A 16498-nucleotide genomic window follows, 5' to 3' on the forward strand; every position below is an offset into this window, starting at 1 on the left:
CGTATGATGTCGTAATATGAATGCTAAAGTCAGTAAATGCCTCCGATCCCTTCAAATGCATGAATAGGAGGGAGGCACTACCGAACGACTTACTTATGAAAATTATGATTTGGTGCGGTTAGGGTCTGCAATTTTGAAGTAAGAAGTAATCTCCTGAAGCTCTTCCGACATGGAAGACAGCTTATGGGACGATTCAATGATGGAATCCAGAGAAGCTTTTTGTTCCTCAACCGTTTGCACAATGTGAACACTGTTGTTGGCTGTTTTGCTTACGGTGGAAGAAAGTTCATCCGCTGTCGCCGTCATTTCCTGCGTACCGGCGGATATTTCCTCGGTAGCGCTGGATACTTCTTGAATTTGCCATGCCACCGTTTTGGTTGCTTGAAGAATGTTATTGAACAGCTCGCCTGCTTGTCCGGCTACGACGATTCCGCTCTGTGCCTCAACGTTACCTTGTTCCATCGACTTCACAGCTTGACCGATTTCACTTTGAATCTCTTCAATCAGCGGCGTGATTTGTTTCGTTGCATCCGCTGTTTGTTCTGCCAGCTTGCGTACTTCGCTGGCAACCACGGCAAAGCCTTTGCCTTCCTCACCGACACGCGCTGCTTCAATAGAAGCATTCAGGGCAAGCAGGTTCGTTTGGCTGGAAATGCCTGAAATCGTACCGATGATATTACCAATTTCCTGTGAACGGTCGTTCAGTAACTTGATAATACGGGATGTATTCGTAACTGTATCGGTAATCAAATGCATTTGTGAAGAAACTTTGCCCATGATTTCGTTGCCTTCATTAGAACGCTTCTCTACCGAATTGGCTTCCTCTGCAACGGTGGCGGAACTGGCGGCAATATTTTGGATAACCGAGGCCATTTCAGCCATGGCACGTGCGCTATCGCCCGTTGCCTTTTCCTGTGAACGGATATTTCCCGTAATTTCATTGATGTTCTGATTGATGATGTTCGAATTGATTCCGTTTTGTTCGCAGATTGCGAGTAATTCCTTCGCCGATTCATTCACTTCATCAGTTGTCAGCTTCACTTTGGTCATAATGCTGTTAATATGGCTTACCATATCGTTGAAGTTTCTATTCACAACGCCCAGATCGTCTTGCCCTGCTTGAATCTGAACGTCCAGATTTCCACGGCTTACTTCACTGATACCGAACATCAGTTGTTTAATAGGGGACAACGTACGCTTCACGACCCAATATTGGAGCGCCAAGCAGATGAGCAGGAAGATAGCCAGAATGGTAGCACCGCTGATCAGCAGCTTGGTCAAACCGGCAGGTACAGCGCCTGCATCTGCATCGACAGCAAAATATGCAAAGATTTTGCCACTTGAATCTTTAAGCGGATACGTCAAGGTTGTCCACGTACCGAAGCTGTCATCATAGAAACTGGTAAACGTCGGTTTTCCGGTATCCAGCATATGGCTTACACCTTCTGTGACTACAGAGGGTTGTTTGTACATACCGCCGACACCCAGTTTATCTTTTTCGAATGCTTCTCTCAGAGTGGTAGGCATCGCTACAACAGATGTTTTGTCACCGTCTTCCAGCTCGGTTCCGAAGATATAAGCTTGAGAGATATTCGGATTCGTCGCTGTGATGTTATCCAGATAAGCGCGGAGTTTTGCCTGAACGGGACCATCATAACTTTTTTCCTGAACAGCTTGGGTTACTTCATTTACATTAATTCCCTCAGCCCACTTTAATGTGATTTTTTCCACTTGCCCATGCAATTGGTCTATCAAAATTGTACGCTGGATCAAATAGCTGGACACAATGAGGACTAGCCCGATCAATACGATGTTGAAGAAGGATAATAATAAGTTCTTGGTGAAGAAAGATAAGCTACTCCACTTTTTCAAAATGTTCCACTCCCTGGTTGTAATTTTTGTATATGGTGTTGAACCGCTTATCGAATGAGATAATTTAGTCCCCCTTACAAACATAGTAATTAAGGAAATAGACCCCTTGAATTTTTGTTAGTAGGTCTTTAGTCCTTTTTTTTAGATAAGTATGTATCCCTATATATATGTCGTACGATAAGCCCTTGAAATGAATACCTTGCCCAATAAAAATTTAATTTTTACCGGGTAATTCCTGTGTATATTTCAGTATATTCCATTTTATACTTCAACTTGAAATTGGAATTCATTTCAGGCTTCAAGTAGGTATCCAATAGAAACCATCATACTTTATAATAGAGTCAAATGCACTTGTCAATTTGGGACATTTTTCATATTTGGCGTTACAGATGCTTGATTTGCCGCGGTTTTTGCGTATTCCTTGCAAAATGAGCCAATATAGCAAACACGACATAGGGAGAGGGATGAAGAGAATGTCCAAGCTTACAATTGTAAAGGTTAAAAGCGATCATGCAGTTCTGCATGAATTGATTCAAAGGCTGGATGAGGATTTGCTGGAAAGGTATCCTGCTGATGAAATTTACTTGGTTGATTTTTCCAATCCAAAAGTTAAAGAGATGATTTTCGCTGTTGTGTATTTGGATGAAAAACCGGTCGCTTGCGGTGGGCTTAGGCCTATAGATGCGGAAGAGATGGAGCTTAAACGATTTTATGTCGATTCTTCTTATCGCAGGCAAGGTATTGCCGTCAGTCTGTTAGCTTTCCTGGAAGGTGAGGCCCGGAAACGAGGCACTGTAAGAATCAAGCTGGAGACAGGGGCTGCTCAACCTGAAGCCATTGCGCTTTATACGAAGCAGGGATATGAGCCTATTGAACGATTTGGTGAATATGAAGAGGATGAAAATAGTCTTTGTTACGGTAAGAAGCTGACAGTGTCTTTATAAAACGTTTTCATATAAAATAAATGATGATCCATACTAGCCTATATAGCGGGAGAGATGACAATGAATTTGAAGCAAAAAGCAGCTGAAAAAGCAGTTGAAGCCATTCAGGACGGCATGAAAGTAGGACTCGGCACAGGCTCGACAGCTTATTGGGCCATTCAAAAAATAGGTGAGCGTGTGGCGCAAGGCTTACATATACAGGCTGTAGCTACTTCCCAAGCCTCGGAGGATCAGGCCAGAGAACTAGGAATTCCCATCGTTCCATTTGATCAGATTGGACGACTCGACGTAACCATTGACGGAGCGGACGAGGTGAATGAGCAGCTTGTTCTGGTGAAGGGCGGAGGCGGAGCTTTACTGAGAGAGAAAATCGTGGAAAGCAACAGCAACCGGCTAATCATCATTGTGGACGAGTCCAAGGATGTGAAGGTGCTGGGTGCATTTCCATTACCGGTCGAAGTCGTACCTTTTGCCAGTGTATGGACGTTGGAGGCAATACAGCAGACAGGCTGCCAGGCTGAATGGCGCATGAAGGACGGTGAGCGCTTCCTTACGGATAACGGCAATTATATTGTCGATTGTCATTACGGAACCATTGAAAACCCGCAAGAGCTGGAAATCCGATTGAATCAAATTCCGGGTGTGGTTGATAACGGACTGTTCATTAATATGGCGGACCAGGTTATCATCGCACGGGCCAATGGACAGATTGATGTTCGAAACAAGTGATGCCTAGCGTCCGTCTGCTTCGTACTGTAGCCTTCGTGGCATTCATTTTATATACGGGACTGTTATTATACTGGATGTTTCTTGGTTTTGGACGTACACTACGACCCGGTCCTCCATATTCGTATAATATAGTTCCGTTGGATACGATCGGGCGATATCTGAGGGCGGCGCAGTCGCTTCCTTTCCGGGTGTGGGGTGTCAATTTGCTCGGTAATATTGGTATATTCGTCCCGTTTGGCATCCTTCTGCCTATCATTTGGGTATCCTTACGCAGATTAGGTAGCTTGCTGCTGACAGTGGTGGTCGCGCTGGTCATTCTTGAAGTGTCCCAAATGCTGCTCGGCGCAGGCACGATGGACGTGGATGATGTGATCCTGAATGTACTGGGCATGCTTATCGGTCGAGTTGTTTACGAGCTTCTACGAAAGAGGTTAGGGATTGAATGATGAAAGCCCTGCTCTCACGAACGGTGCTTCTGGTACCGATTGGAGACGGGCTTTTGTACATAATAGACTGTAATTTTCTCATAATAGGCCTTATTAACAAAGGAATAAAACGGTTGAGCTTGACAAAAGTTTGCAATTAAGATATCTTTGAATAAAGATATGAGTAACGGAGGCTGTTAATATGTCTGTAAAACCAGATGATCAGGACTTGGCGCTTAACTTGTTTGTTGTGCTGGCTCGAGCCTATAATTCGGTCACATCCCGCACGAATCGGGATATTCATAGTCACGGATTGAACACGACGGAATTTGGTGTGCTCGATCTGTTGTATTATCGCGGCCCGCAGCCCTTGCAGAAAATTGGTGAAAAGGTGCTGATCTCCAGCGGAAATATTACGTACGTCGTAGATAAACTTCAGAAAAAAAAGCTGCTTACCCGGCGTGCATCACAGGATGATCGGCGTGTGATTTATGCTGAACTGACTGACGAGGGACGTCATTTCTTTGAGCAAATATTTCCACAGCATCATCGTGTCATTATGGAGACAGTGGACGGATTATCTGTGGAAGAGAAAGAACAGGTCATTCATCTGCTAAAAAAGCTGGGGCTAACGGCTGAGGGACAGAAAAGTAACGACTAATAAGCTGCGAATATCCGCGCTAAATATGCTTTTAGATAAAATACCGGTTTCCCGGTATTTTATTTTTTTTGTCGCAATTTTGGGCAACGGGGTTAATGTAGAAGCGGAAATCAGGTATAATTGACGAATAGTCACGTTCGGATGCATTCCCCCCGTTACCGTCTATGGATATAAATACGGCTTTGTCGGGGAAGGAGCTGTATATGAGTATACAGCAATATACCGCAGGTGAATCGCTATTGCTGCAAGCAGGGAATTTGGCGGAATTAGTCACAAATAAGCAATACGAATTACAGCCGGATCTTTTGCAGCGTTTTGGGGATAACGGTAAAGAAAAAACAAAGCAAGATTCAATATATAGTTTGAACTATTTAGCAGAAAGCGTAATTGTGAATAGCCCTATTCTATTTACTCAATATGTTTCCTGGTTACAAAAGCTCCTGCAAGGTTTTGGTATAACACAAGAGGATTTGACAACCAATTTCAGATTGATACAGGAGACGTTGAAAGAGCATTTTCATCACCCGGATAAAAGCATGGTGCTGGAGAATCTGGATTTAGGGATACAGCAAATTGGGAAGAGAGAGGAATATACATCTTTTATTACGAATGATAATCCTTTAGCGGCTGATGTGGGTCAATATTTAGAGTACTTGCTCGCAGGCAGCCGCAGACAGGCTATGGACTGTATCGTCCGTTTGATGGATGAAGGCACGTCCATTCGGCATATTTATAAATATATATTTCAAATTTCACAATATGAAATAGGACGTCTGTGGCATGAAGGTAAAATCACGATAGGGCAAGAGCATTTCTGCACAGCGGCTACTCAATTTATTATCTCTACTTTGTATCCCAGATGGCTCGTAAGCGGACATCCGGGACGCAGTCTCGTGGCGGCTTGTGTGGGTAGCGAGCAGCATGAAATTGGCTTGCGTATGCTGGCTGATTTATTCGAGATGGAGGGTTGGGATACGTACTATTTGGGAGCTAATGTGCCTAACCGGAGCTTGCTTCAGGAAATTGTGAATTACAAGGCGGACGTGGTGGCTATCTCGGCTACCATGGCTTACCATGTCCATTTGGTAAAGGATCTGATTACTTTAATACGTCAAAATAGCGCTACAAGCCATGTGAGAATTATGGTCGGTGGTTTGCCCTTTAATCTTGATCCACGCTTGTGGCAGGAAGTAGGGGCGGACGGTTGTGCGCCTGGTGCAGAGGAAGCGCTGGAGGTTGCAGAACACCTGCTGTCGTCCAGGGTGTGAAGCTGTATTAAATAAGATGTTGTATCGAAACCAGGAGTCATTCGGTAAAGGGGGGCCTTTTATATGAAGGAACCGGCAGCAGAAATGGCTGTCCTGCGGAAAACGATCGAACAATTAACAGATGAGATTGTGAAAAGCAAGGCTGAAGAAGAAAACATGCTGAATGAGTTTTCGGCGATGAATAATGAGCTTGTCAATTTGCAGCGTCAGCTTGCCAAAAGCAATGCGGCTTTAAAGCGGACAAAGGAAGAAGCGGTACGGGCGAATGACTTGAAAAGCACCTTTCTCGCTGTGGTCAGTCATGAATTCAGGACTCCGATGAACGGAATACTCGGGATGATCGAAATGCTGGGTTCATCCAAACTCTCCCCGGATCAACGGCAGGCGATCAGTGTCATACGTGAATCGGCCTCTCTGCTGCTGAACATGATTAATAACCTGCTGGATATATCCAAGGTGGAGGCGGGGCAGATGGAGCTGGAGATCGGAAACGTCAGGGTCCAGGCGATTATGAGCCATGTTGCCCAGTTATTGGAGCCACAAATCTATCAGAAGGGGAACCGTCTGAGTATAGAGACCGATTCCGGGGTAGCAGATCATTTGGAAGGAGATTCGGCACGGATCATGCAGATTCTGCTCAATCTGCTGAACAATGCCAATAAATTTACGAGTGACGGATTGCTAGTTGTTCGGACGATGTTGGTAGAAGAAACAGAGGGTTCCCAGCGTGTTCGGTTTGAGGTGCAGGATTCGGGCATCGGAATTTCACCGGAGGATCAGGTCAAGTTATTTCAGCCCTATGTGCAGGCAGGGGAAGGCAGTGCCTCACAATATGGAGGAACCGGACTGGGACTATGGATATGCAGTTCATTCGTTGAACTGATGAAGGGACAAATTGGAGTCGTCAGTGAGGAAGGTCAAGGCTCCTCGTTTTGGTTTGAGATTCCTCTCGTCAAGGGGACGGAGCAGGTAGACGAAGTAAAGGAGCGTGAAACTGTCGAGCAGACAGAGCTTGGTGAGTGTCTGCGTGAACATAGTCATTCCCACGCTATTCTGGTAGCTGAGGATAATCGGGTCAATCGTCAGGTGGTAGAGTTACAGCTTCGTCATTTGGGATTCCAGCATATTGATTTTGCGGAAGATGGAGAAGCGGCCGTAAGAGCGACTTTCCAACGATCTTATGCTTGTATTTTGATGGATCATCATATGCCTGTCATGAATGGTATTGATGCTACGAGGGCTATTCGCCAGCGTGAAGCGGTGGACAAGTTGCCACCAGTACCGATCATTTCTTTGACAGGAAATGTGTCAGAGGAAGACAGAGTGAAGGGCCTGGAGGTAGGAGTGAACGATTATCTATCGAAGCCGGTTATGATCGAACGGCTGTCTGAAAAGCTTATCCAATGGCTTCCCAAGGCCGATGTCGAGCCTATCCTTGATGAAGAAGTTATTCATGAAATTATGATGCTGGACGAGGATGGCAGCATGGGGCTGCTGGCTTCACTCGTAGAGATATACACCAGTGATACACCTGCAAAAATAAGCACATTAATTGAACTGGCTGCCGCGAACGAGCCAGCAAAAGTAGTGGAGGTTGCTCACGAGCTGAAATCAGGTAGCGTGAGTCTGGGAATTGGTCGTTTGTCCACGTTATTTTCCGATATTGAGCAGCTTGCACGGGAGAACCGACTTGAAGCTGCGCAAGAGATGCTGGCTGCACTTCAGTCTGCTTATCAGGCAACGTGCAGGGAATTGGAACGGTATATCCGTCAGTAATCGTTGGAATTATCCCTGTTAGACTTGCACACAGATGGAAGAGCTGTGTGCAAGTTTTTTTCTGGAGACAGGGCAGAGAAGGAGACATAGATAACAGATATGAAAGAACAGTTGCGTTCGATTCACCCACTGGCCTGGACGATTATTGCGGGTACTATATTTGGTCGGATGGCGACATCCATGAGTATCCCGTTTTTGTCCATTTATTTGACCACCCGGTTGGGGGTATCCCCTTTCCATACAGGGATGATCGTATCAGTCAGTTCATTAGTTGGCATTTTTGCCAGCTTTTATGGCGGCTATATTTCCGATCGGATCGGACGGCGTAAAGTGATGCTGGTGTCCATCGCCAGTTGGGCGCTTGTATTCGTGGCTTTTGCGCTGGCTGAAGCGGCTTGGGCCTTTTTTGTCATCAATGCTCTGAATGGTCTGTGCAGATCCTTGTTCGAGCCAACCTCGCGGGCGCTGTTATCAGATGTAACCCCCAAGGAAAAAAGATTGCTCATCTACAATATGAGATATGCGGCGATTAATGTAGGTGTAGTGGCAGGGCCGTTGCTTGGTTTGATGTTAGGATCGGCATCCTCGGGTACACCGTTTATGGTAGCGGCTGGTGTGTATGCACTGTACGGGGTGTTGCTGTTGATCCAATTTGCTCGGTATGCATCGGATCTTCGTACAGGGACAACGGCGGGAGAGGCTCCACTACGGATGGGTGAGGCGTTCCGTACAGCCAGCCGTGATCCGGTGTTTATGCCGATTTTGCTGGGGACGGTATTTTGCGTCATGGGTTATGCTCATTCCAATTCCACGATGCCTCAATTCTTGTCCTTATCCTTCGAGGAAGGAACCCGGTGGTTTACATATATGCTTACAATCAACGCGGTGTGTGTATTGGCTTTTCAATATCCGCTGGTACGGCTGGCAAGCCGTTTTTCCCCGGTGAATTCCTTGATTGCAGGAAATATATGTATTGCAGTCAGCCTGTTACTGTGCGGTATGTTAAATTCGGGCTGGTTGTTTATACTGGATATGGTGCTGTTTACAGTGGGCGAAGTGCTGTTGTTCACGATGCTGGACGTATTGATTGACCAAATTGCAGATGCTCAATATAAAGGGACCTATTTCGGTACGATTGGCTTTAATAATCTGGGTAGCGTGCTTGCTCCTTTGTTTGGTGGCTGGCTGCTGGATACCTATGGTCAAACAGCGCCGCTTGCCATTTTTGTTCCGGTTGCGCTGTCGGTCGTGATTGGCATTCCATTCCTGCTGGTCGCACGCCGCCGTCTGGCGCAGCGTACAGCCCGGATCGCAGCTCAAGGAGGAGAGTCCGTGCAGCAACTGTCATCATAAAAAAGGGAGCTGAGTGCAGGATGAAGTCGGAAGAAGATGTGCTACGAATCATACAATATATGAATGATCCACAGGTACTGGAAGACTTGCGCTATGTGCGAGAGCTGAGGCTGCCGCAGGGCTGTATTGCCGCAGGCTATGTACGTAATCGGGTGTGGGACAAGCTGCATGGTTATACAACTCCTACGCCTTTGAATGATATAGATGTTATTTATTTTGATCCGAAAAATACGCTGGAGGAACGGGACGAGCACCTTGAGCTGTCCTTGAACCGCAAGCAGGCGGGACGCAACTGGTCTGTCAAAAATCAGGCGCGGATGCATCTTCGCAACGGGACAGCTCCTTATGCTTCGGTAGAGGATGCGATGAGCCGCTGGCCGGAGACGGCTACGGCAGTAGCGATTAGATTGAATGACGAGGATCAAATGGAGGTCGTTTGTCCGCATGGATTAAATGATCTGCTGGATATGCGGGTACGCCAAAGTCCATTGTTCCGCCACACCACGGCCTTTCGTCAGCGTGTATTTGAGAAGCAGTGGCTGGATAACTGGCCGTTGCTTATTTTGGAGAACTAGAGCGTAATCCCCATTTCAGGATATAAGGAGAGACGACGAACCATGTTTAAAAATATAAAAACAGATTCAGATCGTGAGGAGGTGCTGGAGCTGCTAACCTACGCCGTGCTGGATCACCCTGAACGCGGAGAAGCAGCTTTACGTACCTATCAAACCTCGGATGACTGGAAGCTGTTCGGTGTAGAAGATGAAGGACTTGTTGTAGGTATTGTCGGATTTGAGGAGCAGGAGGATGAAACCATCGTAATCCGGCATCTGGCCGTGTTGCCTGAAAACCGTCATAGAGGATATGCCAGAGGTATGCTGCTTACGCTCATACAGGAGCGTAATCCGAAACGGCTTACTGTGGACACCGATGCGGAAGGGGCAGATTTTTTTCGCAACGTGGGCTTTGCTGTATACGGATCGGAGGACTTGTCCGAGGATGGGCAATTTCATTGTGTGTATGAAATGGACGAAGAATAAGCGAATCTCCGGGTCCTGCGTCTCTTTTTTTACATAAGATATGATATGTCGGGAATTGACATCATTCTCATGTAAAAGTTGATGTGCCTTTGGTTGCAAAGGCATTAGCGGGGGAGTTGGGTTCCAATGGGTTACCACTACACGGCTATAGGAGATTCATTAACGACAGGTGCCGGGACGCTGCTGACTGGCGGATTTGTGCCTATCTATCGACGAATGGCGGAAGCACGTCTTCGTACTCCAGTCAGTTACGAGAATTTGGGAATCAACGGACTGACATCGCAGGAACTGCTGTCTTTGATCCGCAACAATCCGCTCTTTCGGTCGGCGTTGAGCGCGGCTGAACTCATAACGGTGACGATTGGCGGGAATGATCTGCGCCCATACGTCAGCGCCCTTGCTGGAGGCTCCGGTTCGTCTGCATCGTCCATTCCGCAAGCGGTGAGCCGCACGAAAGAACATGTACGCCAAATCGTACATGCCCTGTATCAGATAAAGTCCGGCCAGCGTGAGCCATTTATCATTCGAATGGTGGGGTTGTATAATCCTTTGCCGGGCGTGCGGGAGGCGGGGATATATGTGCGCCAATATAACTCATTTCTCGCTACGCTGGGCGGTCCGAATTACCGGGTGGCGAACATTTACCCTGCGTTTGAGGGCAACGAAAGGGAACTGCTCTCGCTGGATCGGGTGCATCCGAACAGTCGCGGCTATCGCGTCATTGCGGAGGAGCTGAATCGGCTTGGATATTCGCCATTACGGTGAGCGTAGAAGGAATTTGCAACAGAAGAAAGAGGTCCATCATGGCTGTGTATCTGACCATAGTGGACCTCTTTATCTTTAGCTGAATTGAACCTTTTAAACTTCCAAAATAGCTTTCAGCTTGGTACAGTCTTCCTGTAACTCGGGTAGCTGCTCCAAAAAAAGGAGGAGTGCTTTAACGTGGGCAGTTTCCACGTTTTGTTCCGAAAGCTCCCCCTGTAGCCTGCTTAGTATTTGCATATGTTCATTCTGGATTGCTTCATCTAATTCGATTTGTTTCAAGACTGCGTCCATGTGTTGAAGCACATGGGCGATTTGTCTTCCTTTGGTCCAGATTTGATCAGAATCTTCATGGAATCCGGAATCGCGGCCCCACATGATTTGATGTTGAACATCAGGGCTCAGCATACTTTGTGCCAGCATATCCGTAATGCTGACGATAAATTCAGCCAGTGTTTGATGTTCCGTCCAGGACAGCTCTGAATCGCTCATTCGGAAGGAATTGATAATAATGCTTTTGACGACAAACCCAATATCGTACGCATAGTCATTTATGGACTCTCCATAAGCATCAATTAAGAAATCAACCATCACGTTAGATAAATGATGTTCAACACGGTCAATAGCTTGTGCGATTTTTTCTTCCTTGGAACCGATTAAAGGGACGGAGTATACCAGCAAATGAACTTTATTCTTATAAATCCGGCCCAGCGCAATCAAATTCAGTTGTCTCAACTTTTCACGGGAAGGTAGCTGGTGCTTCAAATAAAGTTCTTTAATATCTGCATCAAGAAGTTTTTCAATCAGGACGATTGTCCCCAGCAGCAACTCTTCTTTACTTTGAAAGTATTTATAAAAGGAAGCCTTCACCATCCCGCTTTCGCGGGCAATCTCATCGACCGAGGTGGCATCGTAGCCCTTTTCTGAAAACAGGGAAAGGGCGGCATATATAATATCATCGCTCGTTATTTTTTTCATTGTACCCCCAATTTTTTGCTCTGTCTTTTTAATTTCCAGCGGGCAATAACCATATACAGGGACGGAACCACAAACATTGTAAGAATGGTCGAGTACATCAATCCAAACATAATGGTATACGCCAGAGGTCTAAACATAAGTTCCCCAATAAGAGCAATCGGAATCAGACCGACAATGGCTGTCAGCGAAGTAAGCAGTATGGGGCGGAAGCGCGCTTTGGTCGCTGCAATAACCGCCTCTTTCAGTTCCATCCCTTCGCGTCTTGCATCCTCTATAAACTCGATCAGCACAATACCGTTCCGTACGACAATACCAGCCAAGGTCATCAATCCGAGCACCCCCATAAAAGTGACCGGTGTGTTCAGAATGAACAAGCCGAGGAATCCACCCGCAGCCGCCATATACACGGTAGTCAAGATGATAAGTGGGGTTGAGAACGAATAAAATTGCAAAAAGATCAGCATGAAGATTAATAGTATGACGACAACATATAACCATCCTATTTCTGATAAAATGTCATCTTGTCCTGAAATCTCGCCGCCAATTTCCCAAGTGTAGCCTGGAGGAAATTTAATGTCCTGCAATTTAAGCTTGACATCCTTCATGACTTCGGAAGCTGTACGCCCGTGAACTTCAGCTTCAACAGTAATCGAACGCTTTAAATTATAATGGTTAATTTTTTGTGTTGCAAAGGATGGCTTCAACTCAGCCAATTGAGATAAAGGGATTTGAACACCATTGGCATTGGTCACATTCAATTGCTGAAACAAAATTTCAGGATTTTGATCGGTTTGGCTTAGCTTCAGCTTAATATTTATCAAATCTTTCCCCGTATCAAATCGGCTAAAGCTCACGCCATTACCCATTAACAAGAGTGTACGTGTCAGATCATTATTGCTAATCTGATATTGATCCATCGCTTGTTTATTGATTTGGAAATCCAGCGTATAGCCTTCATTTTCCATATTGTCTTGTATGTCCTGTGTTCCTCTGGTAGCCATAATGCCTTCTTTTAACTGCTGTGACAACGAACGCAACTGATCTACATCATTGCCTAAAATCCGAATGGAGATCGGCTTACCGAGAGGCACCCCCACTTTGGCTATTTTCAAGGAAATGGATTGACCCGGATAACGATCCTTTAAGATGGAGGGCCATTTGTCTGCCATTTCATCGGGATCAAATGCACCTTCTTCCCCAACAATAGCAATCTGCCCCACGGTTGTGCCTGTTTTGGCGTCAGCGGTCATATCTTGAAACAACGGGGGGGCGTCGCCGCCAGCCGCATAACTGATCGTTTCCACATGAGGCTGCTGCTTCACCCATTTGGCAATATCCTCGGTGACCCGCTTGGTTTCTTCTATAGAAGTACCTATAGGCATACGCACATTAATGCTTAATTCCGGATCGTTGGTTCTGGGGAACAGGTCGATCGGAATCAGAGCAAGTACACCGTACAGCGTGGTACTAATCAATAATCCTAATGAAGCATACAATGCAGGTCGATTGATGACTTTGGGAATCAGCTCACTGACATATACGTTACGAAGAGCATCAATTTGTTTGCCCAGCAGTCCCGGCGGCTTCATGGTGGAGTTGGGCGTTTTTTGACTTCGTTGTCCATACCATTCTCTAAAGATTGGGATGACGGTAAAGGACATGAGCATGGAAGCCAATAACGTAAAGATAACAGCAAACGGTAATGGTTTTATAAGGGAGCCTGCATCGCCTGATAAAAAGAACAGCGGGGCAAAGGAGGCTACAGTTGCCAGAGTTGCGGTCAAAATGGAAATGGAAACTTCTTTTGTTCCATTTAATGCAGCTATCTTGGGACTCTCACCCAAGGTCATCATCCTGCGCTCAATATTATCATTAACCACCACAGCATCATCGACTAGAATCCCCATTACAATAATTAAGCCAATGACCGTAACCTGATTCAATGTTATTCCGAGCATAGGGAGAATAATGAGACCTATGGCGATTGAAATAGGAATAGCCAGTGCCACAAAAGAGGATGTAATCAGATTCAAGCCCAATGTACATACGATCACAACCGCCGCAATGGCAAACAGCAATTCACGGGTCAAGCCATGAAAAATATGATCAATCCGCTCGGTCTGTGAAAATAACGTATTCAGTTGAAACGTATTAGGCAGATCTGGTTTTAACAACTGCATCTCTTTATTTACTTTGCTATAAATCGTGTCTACGTCAGAGCCGGTATTACCGTTAATCGTCAGTGTAATAGCTGGTTTACCGTTAAAAAAGGCCATATAGCTGCTGGTGTTATGTGTAAGCAATATGGTGCCCACATCACTGAGATACACAGGAGCGCCGCTGTCCGTTCTGGAAATAATGACTTTACTCAAATCCTGAGCATTCTTGGACTGCGTTACATTCATTCGGTACGTACGTTCATTGTAATCCAGATTGCCTATCGGATATTGCTCATTTTCCTTCTGCACTGCACTCATGAGCTGTTCCCAACTGATATGGTACTGCTGTAGCTTTTGAGCATCAATCTGAATTTGAACCTCTTGATCGGGTAATCCCTTAATTGTTACTTCCGATACACCGGGAATGGTTTTTAATTGATCCTTCCACGATTTCACCATATCATTTAGTTGATACAATTGCTCTATAGAGTCCCCCGTGATGGCGTAGGAATGGATAAATACCTTATTCAAATCATCGTTAACGACAGGCTTTTGAGCATCTGTGGGCAGAGAAGACTGGGCATCGTTTATTTTTTTGCGTAATGTATCCCAGGCTTCCTTAGCATTGGCATTGCCTTTGGTCTCAATGATAATCGTCGAAAGTCCATTTTCAGATGTAGAAGAAATCTTTTTAATATGATTGATTTCTTTCATTTTTTGTTCCAAAGGCTTCGTGACCGTTTGTTCTACCTTTTGGGGTGTAGCTCCAGGGTAGAGGGTCGTGACCACAGCGGTTTTCTTGATAATATCCGGCGTTTCCTGCCGGGGAAGTTGAGAGACACTATACAGCCCGGCAACAATCACCATGATAAAAATAAAGAGGGTCAGTTTTTTCTTTCGGATAAAATATGCAATCATTTGCTGGTTCCCTCCGTGACCTGAAGAGGAAGTCCATTATAGATCAGGTTTACTCCGGTCGTAACCACACGATCCCCGACATTCAGCCCCTTGGTAATTTCGAGCTTGTTGTTGGACATTTGACCGACATTCACGACCGTCTTGACCGCCCTGTTGTTCACCACTTTATAAACAAAGGTATCTGTACCGTTATTAATGACAGCCTTGGCCGGGAGCAAAATTTGCTCACTTTGGGTCAATTGGCGGCCTGCCTTTACGACTTGTCCGGGGGCCCAATCATGCTGGATGTTGGGAACCATCACTTCCACGTTGATACTGCCCGTATTGGTGTTGGTGGCCGGATAAATTTTGCTGACCGTTCCTTCTCTGTTCTCATCGTACAGTTGAAGCTGGACTATCTGACCTTGCTTCCAGTTCGTGATTTCATGATCGGGAACAGGGAGCAACACCTTGAGCCTGTCGATTTGTCCGATACGATATACCGGCTGTCCAGCGCTCGCCAATTGTCCGACGGTTGCTTTTTTCTCCAGAATAACGCCGGAAATCGGTGCTTTTAAAGCTGTCTTGGAGAGGGCAAGCTCGGCCTGCTTTTTGGCAATGACCGCTTGCTGGTATGCCGCAGCAGAGTTATCTTTGGAGGCTACGGCCTGTTCCTTCGCGGCGATGGCAGATTCTTTCCCGGCTTGGGCTTGCTGTAAACTGGATGCTGCCGATTGCCGATCTTCTAATGTCGCTCCCTCCTGTATTAAGGAGAGGGCTTCTTGTGCATCCTCCAGGTCCTTGGTGGCATTGGTCAAAGCGAGCTGCGCATTTTCATAATCGTTTTTGGTTGCAGCTCCCTGGTCATATAAGAGCTTGGTGCGTTCAGCGGTAGCCTGTGCTTTAGTCAAAGCGGACTGTGCTCTTTGCACTTTGGTGCGCACCTGCGCTTTTTCTTGTTCACGGGCGCCCTTGTTCACTTTATTCACTCCGGCCTGAGCGGCCATCTTTTTCGCGTCGGCGGATTGAATGGAGGCATCTGCGCTTGAAATGGCGGCTGTAGCATTTTTGATACCTGCTTGTGCTTCAAAAATAGTCGCATTCGCTTGCTCCAGTTGTAGCTGATAGCTGGATGGATCAAGCTTCGTTAATATCTGCCCTTGGGATACGGAGTCTCCCACATTGACAACTGTGTCGCGTATCAGTCCGGATAACTCAAAAGATACAGAGGTATCCTCATAGGGCTGTAGTGTGCCTGAAAGGTCAAAAGAAGCAGACAGCGGCTCTTTTTTAACAACTATCGCTTCCACCTTTTGGTTTTGTTGTTCTGCTGCTTCATGATCACTCGATCCTGTAGATGAGCAAGCTGAGGTGAACAGAAGAATGAATATAGCAGATATGTAGAGACTGTGTTTCAACAAGATGATCATCCTTCCTGATTTGGACTTTATGGTTTATATTTAAACTCATTAGTTCATAAACGGATTATAGGGTCTGATCTGTGGCATGTCAATAACTGTTATGAAAAAACATTCCAAATTCAGGTATCAAAAAAAGCCGATTCAGGCGAGTGGAGGTGCAGGGTGGACAAGCATAAAAACGACCTTTCTCAAAGGATGAGAAAGGTCGTTAAG

General features: G+C 46.0%; 14 protein-coding genes. 10 read left to right on the top strand and 4 right to left on the bottom strand.

The genetic code is table 11. The features are described 5' to 3' along the window. Window positions 1–102 precede the first annotated feature (102 nt). On the bottom strand, window positions 103–1872 hold the full coding sequence (locus ABIA61_RS01190) for a methyl-accepting chemotaxis protein (RefSeq protein WP_283655558.1): 1770 nt from the start codon (window positions 1870–1872) through the stop codon (window positions 103–105). Between the two features lie 473 nt (window positions 1873–2345). On the opposite strand from ABIA61_RS01190, the gene ABIA61_RS01195 reads away from it, so the two are divergent. The 10 genes from ABIA61_RS01195 (at window position 2346) to ABIA61_RS01240 (ending at window position 10833) form a co-directional block, all read left to right on the top strand. Further along, entirely contained in the window at window positions 2346–2816 is a 471-nt protein-coding gene (locus ABIA61_RS01195; RefSeq protein WP_404520922.1) for a GNAT family N-acetyltransferase, read from the top strand. A gap of 60 nt (window positions 2817–2876) precedes the next feature. After that, the gene (gene rpiA / locus ABIA61_RS01200) at window positions 2877–3545 is read left to right on the top strand and encodes a ribose-5-phosphate isomerase RpiA (protein WP_044648509.1); all 669 of its coding nucleotides are present in this window, start codon (window positions 2877–2879) and stop codon (window positions 3543–3545) included. Further along, window positions 3545–3991, top strand: a complete 447-nt coding sequence (locus ABIA61_RS01205; RefSeq protein ID WP_283656239.1) for a VanZ family protein — start codon at window positions 3545–3547, stop codon at window positions 3989–3991. Before rpiA ends, ABIA61_RS01205 begins: the two co-directional genes overlap by 1 nt. Window positions 3992–4172: 181 nt before the next feature. After that, complete coding sequence (locus ABIA61_RS01210) at window positions 4173–4631, top strand: MarR family winged helix-turn-helix transcriptional regulator (protein WP_044648507.1); 459 nt, start codon at window positions 4173–4175, stop codon at window positions 4629–4631. Between the two features lie 203 nt (window positions 4632–4834). Next, window positions 4835–5899, top strand: a complete 1065-nt coding sequence (locus ABIA61_RS01215; protein WP_283655560.1) for a cobalamin-dependent protein — start codon at window positions 4835–4837, stop codon at window positions 5897–5899. Window positions 5900–5962: 63 nt separating this feature from the next. Then, on the top strand, window positions 5963–7675 hold the full coding sequence (locus ABIA61_RS01220) for an ATP-binding protein (RefSeq protein WP_404580208.1): 1713 nt from the start codon (window positions 5963–5965) through the stop codon (window positions 7673–7675). Between the two features lie 99 nt (window positions 7676–7774). Beyond that, on the top strand, window positions 7775–9028 hold the full coding sequence (locus tag ABIA61_RS01225; protein ID WP_404580209.1) for an MDR family MFS transporter: 1254 nt from the start codon (window positions 7775–7777) through the stop codon (window positions 9026–9028). A 20-nt stretch (window positions 9029–9048) separates the two neighbouring features. Then, window positions 9049–9603 (top strand): nucleotidyltransferase family protein, encoded by a 555-nt coding sequence (locus ABIA61_RS01230; protein WP_283655563.1) that lies wholly within the window; start codon window positions 9049–9051, stop codon window positions 9601–9603. Window positions 9604–9645: 42 nt separating this feature from the next. After that, on the top strand, window positions 9646–10068 hold the full coding sequence (locus ABIA61_RS01235) for a GNAT family N-acetyltransferase (protein WP_283655564.1): 423 nt from the start codon (window positions 9646–9648) through the stop codon (window positions 10066–10068). A gap of 126 nt (window positions 10069–10194) precedes the next feature. Continuing rightward, complete coding sequence (locus tag ABIA61_RS01240) at window positions 10195–10833, top strand: GDSL-type esterase/lipase family protein (RefSeq protein WP_283655565.1); 639 nt, start codon at window positions 10195–10197, stop codon at window positions 10831–10833. A gap of 93 nt (window positions 10834–10926) precedes the next feature. Here ABIA61_RS01240 and ABIA61_RS01245 read toward each other — a convergent pair whose 3' ends face one another. From ABIA61_RS01245 to ABIA61_RS01255, 3 genes are read right to left on the bottom strand one after another with little or no spacing between them, the layout of a single operon-like run. Beyond that, window positions 10927–11808: a TetR/AcrR family transcriptional regulator gene (locus tag ABIA61_RS01245; RefSeq protein WP_137062646.1), complete on the bottom strand. Its 882-nt coding sequence runs from the start codon at window positions 11806–11808 to the stop codon at window positions 10927–10929. Then, complete coding sequence (locus tag ABIA61_RS01250; RefSeq protein ID WP_283655567.1) at window positions 11805–14885, bottom strand: efflux RND transporter permease subunit; 3081 nt, start codon at window positions 14883–14885, stop codon at window positions 11805–11807. Before ABIA61_RS01250 ends, ABIA61_RS01245 begins: the two co-directional genes overlap by 4 nt. Continuing rightward, window positions 14882–16294: an efflux RND transporter periplasmic adaptor subunit gene (locus tag ABIA61_RS01255; protein WP_404580039.1), complete on the bottom strand. Its 1413-nt coding sequence runs from the start codon at window positions 16292–16294 to the stop codon at window positions 14882–14884. Before ABIA61_RS01255 ends, ABIA61_RS01250 begins: the two co-directional genes overlap by 4 nt. Window positions 16295–16498: the final 204 nt, after the last annotated feature.

Origin of the sequence: Paenibacillus sp. RC21 (assembly GCF_044907935.1) — a bacterium.
Classification (GTDB): Bacteria; Bacillota; Bacilli; order Paenibacillales; family Paenibacillaceae; genus Paenibacillus; species Paenibacillus terrae_A.

What these genes read in the sequence shown, in the direction of transcription:
- ABIA61_RS01195 (WP_404520922.1), top strand. Translation starts at nt 2,346, where the DNA reads ATGTCCAAGCTTACAATTGTAAAGGTTAAAAGCGATCATGCAGTTCTG.
- ABIA61_RS01250 (WP_283655567.1), bottom strand. Translation starts at nt 14,885, where the DNA reads ATGATTGCATATTTTATCCGAAAGAAAAAACTGACCCTCTTTATTTTT.
- rpiA (WP_044648509.1), top strand. Translation starts at nt 2,877, where the DNA reads ATGAATTTGAAGCAAAAAGCAGCTGAAAAAGCAGTTGAAGCCATTCAG.
- ABIA61_RS01215 (WP_283655560.1), top strand. Translation starts at nt 4,835, where the DNA reads ATGAGTATACAGCAATATACCGCAGGTGAATCGCTATTGCTGCAAGCA.
- ABIA61_RS01210 (WP_044648507.1), top strand. Translation starts at nt 4,173, where the DNA reads ATGTCTGTAAAACCAGATGATCAGGACTTGGCGCTTAACTTGTTTGTT.
- ABIA61_RS01245 (WP_137062646.1), bottom strand. Translation starts at nt 11,808, where the DNA reads ATGAAAAAAATAACGAGCGATGATATTATATATGCCGCCCTTTCCCTG.
- ABIA61_RS01230 (WP_283655563.1), top strand. Translation starts at nt 9,049, where the DNA reads ATGAAGTCGGAAGAAGATGTGCTACGAATCATACAATATATGAATGAT.
- ABIA61_RS01225 (WP_404580209.1), top strand. Translation starts at nt 7,775, where the DNA reads ATGAAAGAACAGTTGCGTTCGATTCACCCACTGGCCTGGACGATTATT.
- ABIA61_RS01205 (WP_283656239.1), top strand. Translation starts at nt 3,545, where the DNA reads ATGCCTAGCGTCCGTCTGCTTCGTACTGTAGCCTTCGTGGCATTCATT.
- ABIA61_RS01235 (WP_283655564.1), top strand. Translation starts at nt 9,646, where the DNA reads ATGTTTAAAAATATAAAAACAGATTCAGATCGTGAGGAGGTGCTGGAG.
- ABIA61_RS01240 (WP_283655565.1), top strand. Translation starts at nt 10,195, where the DNA reads ATGGGTTACCACTACACGGCTATAGGAGATTCATTAACGACAGGTGCC.
- ABIA61_RS01220 (WP_404580208.1), top strand. Translation starts at nt 5,963, where the DNA reads ATGAAGGAACCGGCAGCAGAAATGGCTGTCCTGCGGAAAACGATCGAA.
- ABIA61_RS01255 (WP_404580039.1), bottom strand. Translation starts at nt 16,294, where the DNA reads ATGATCATCTTGTTGAAACACAGTCTCTACATATCTGCTATATTCATT.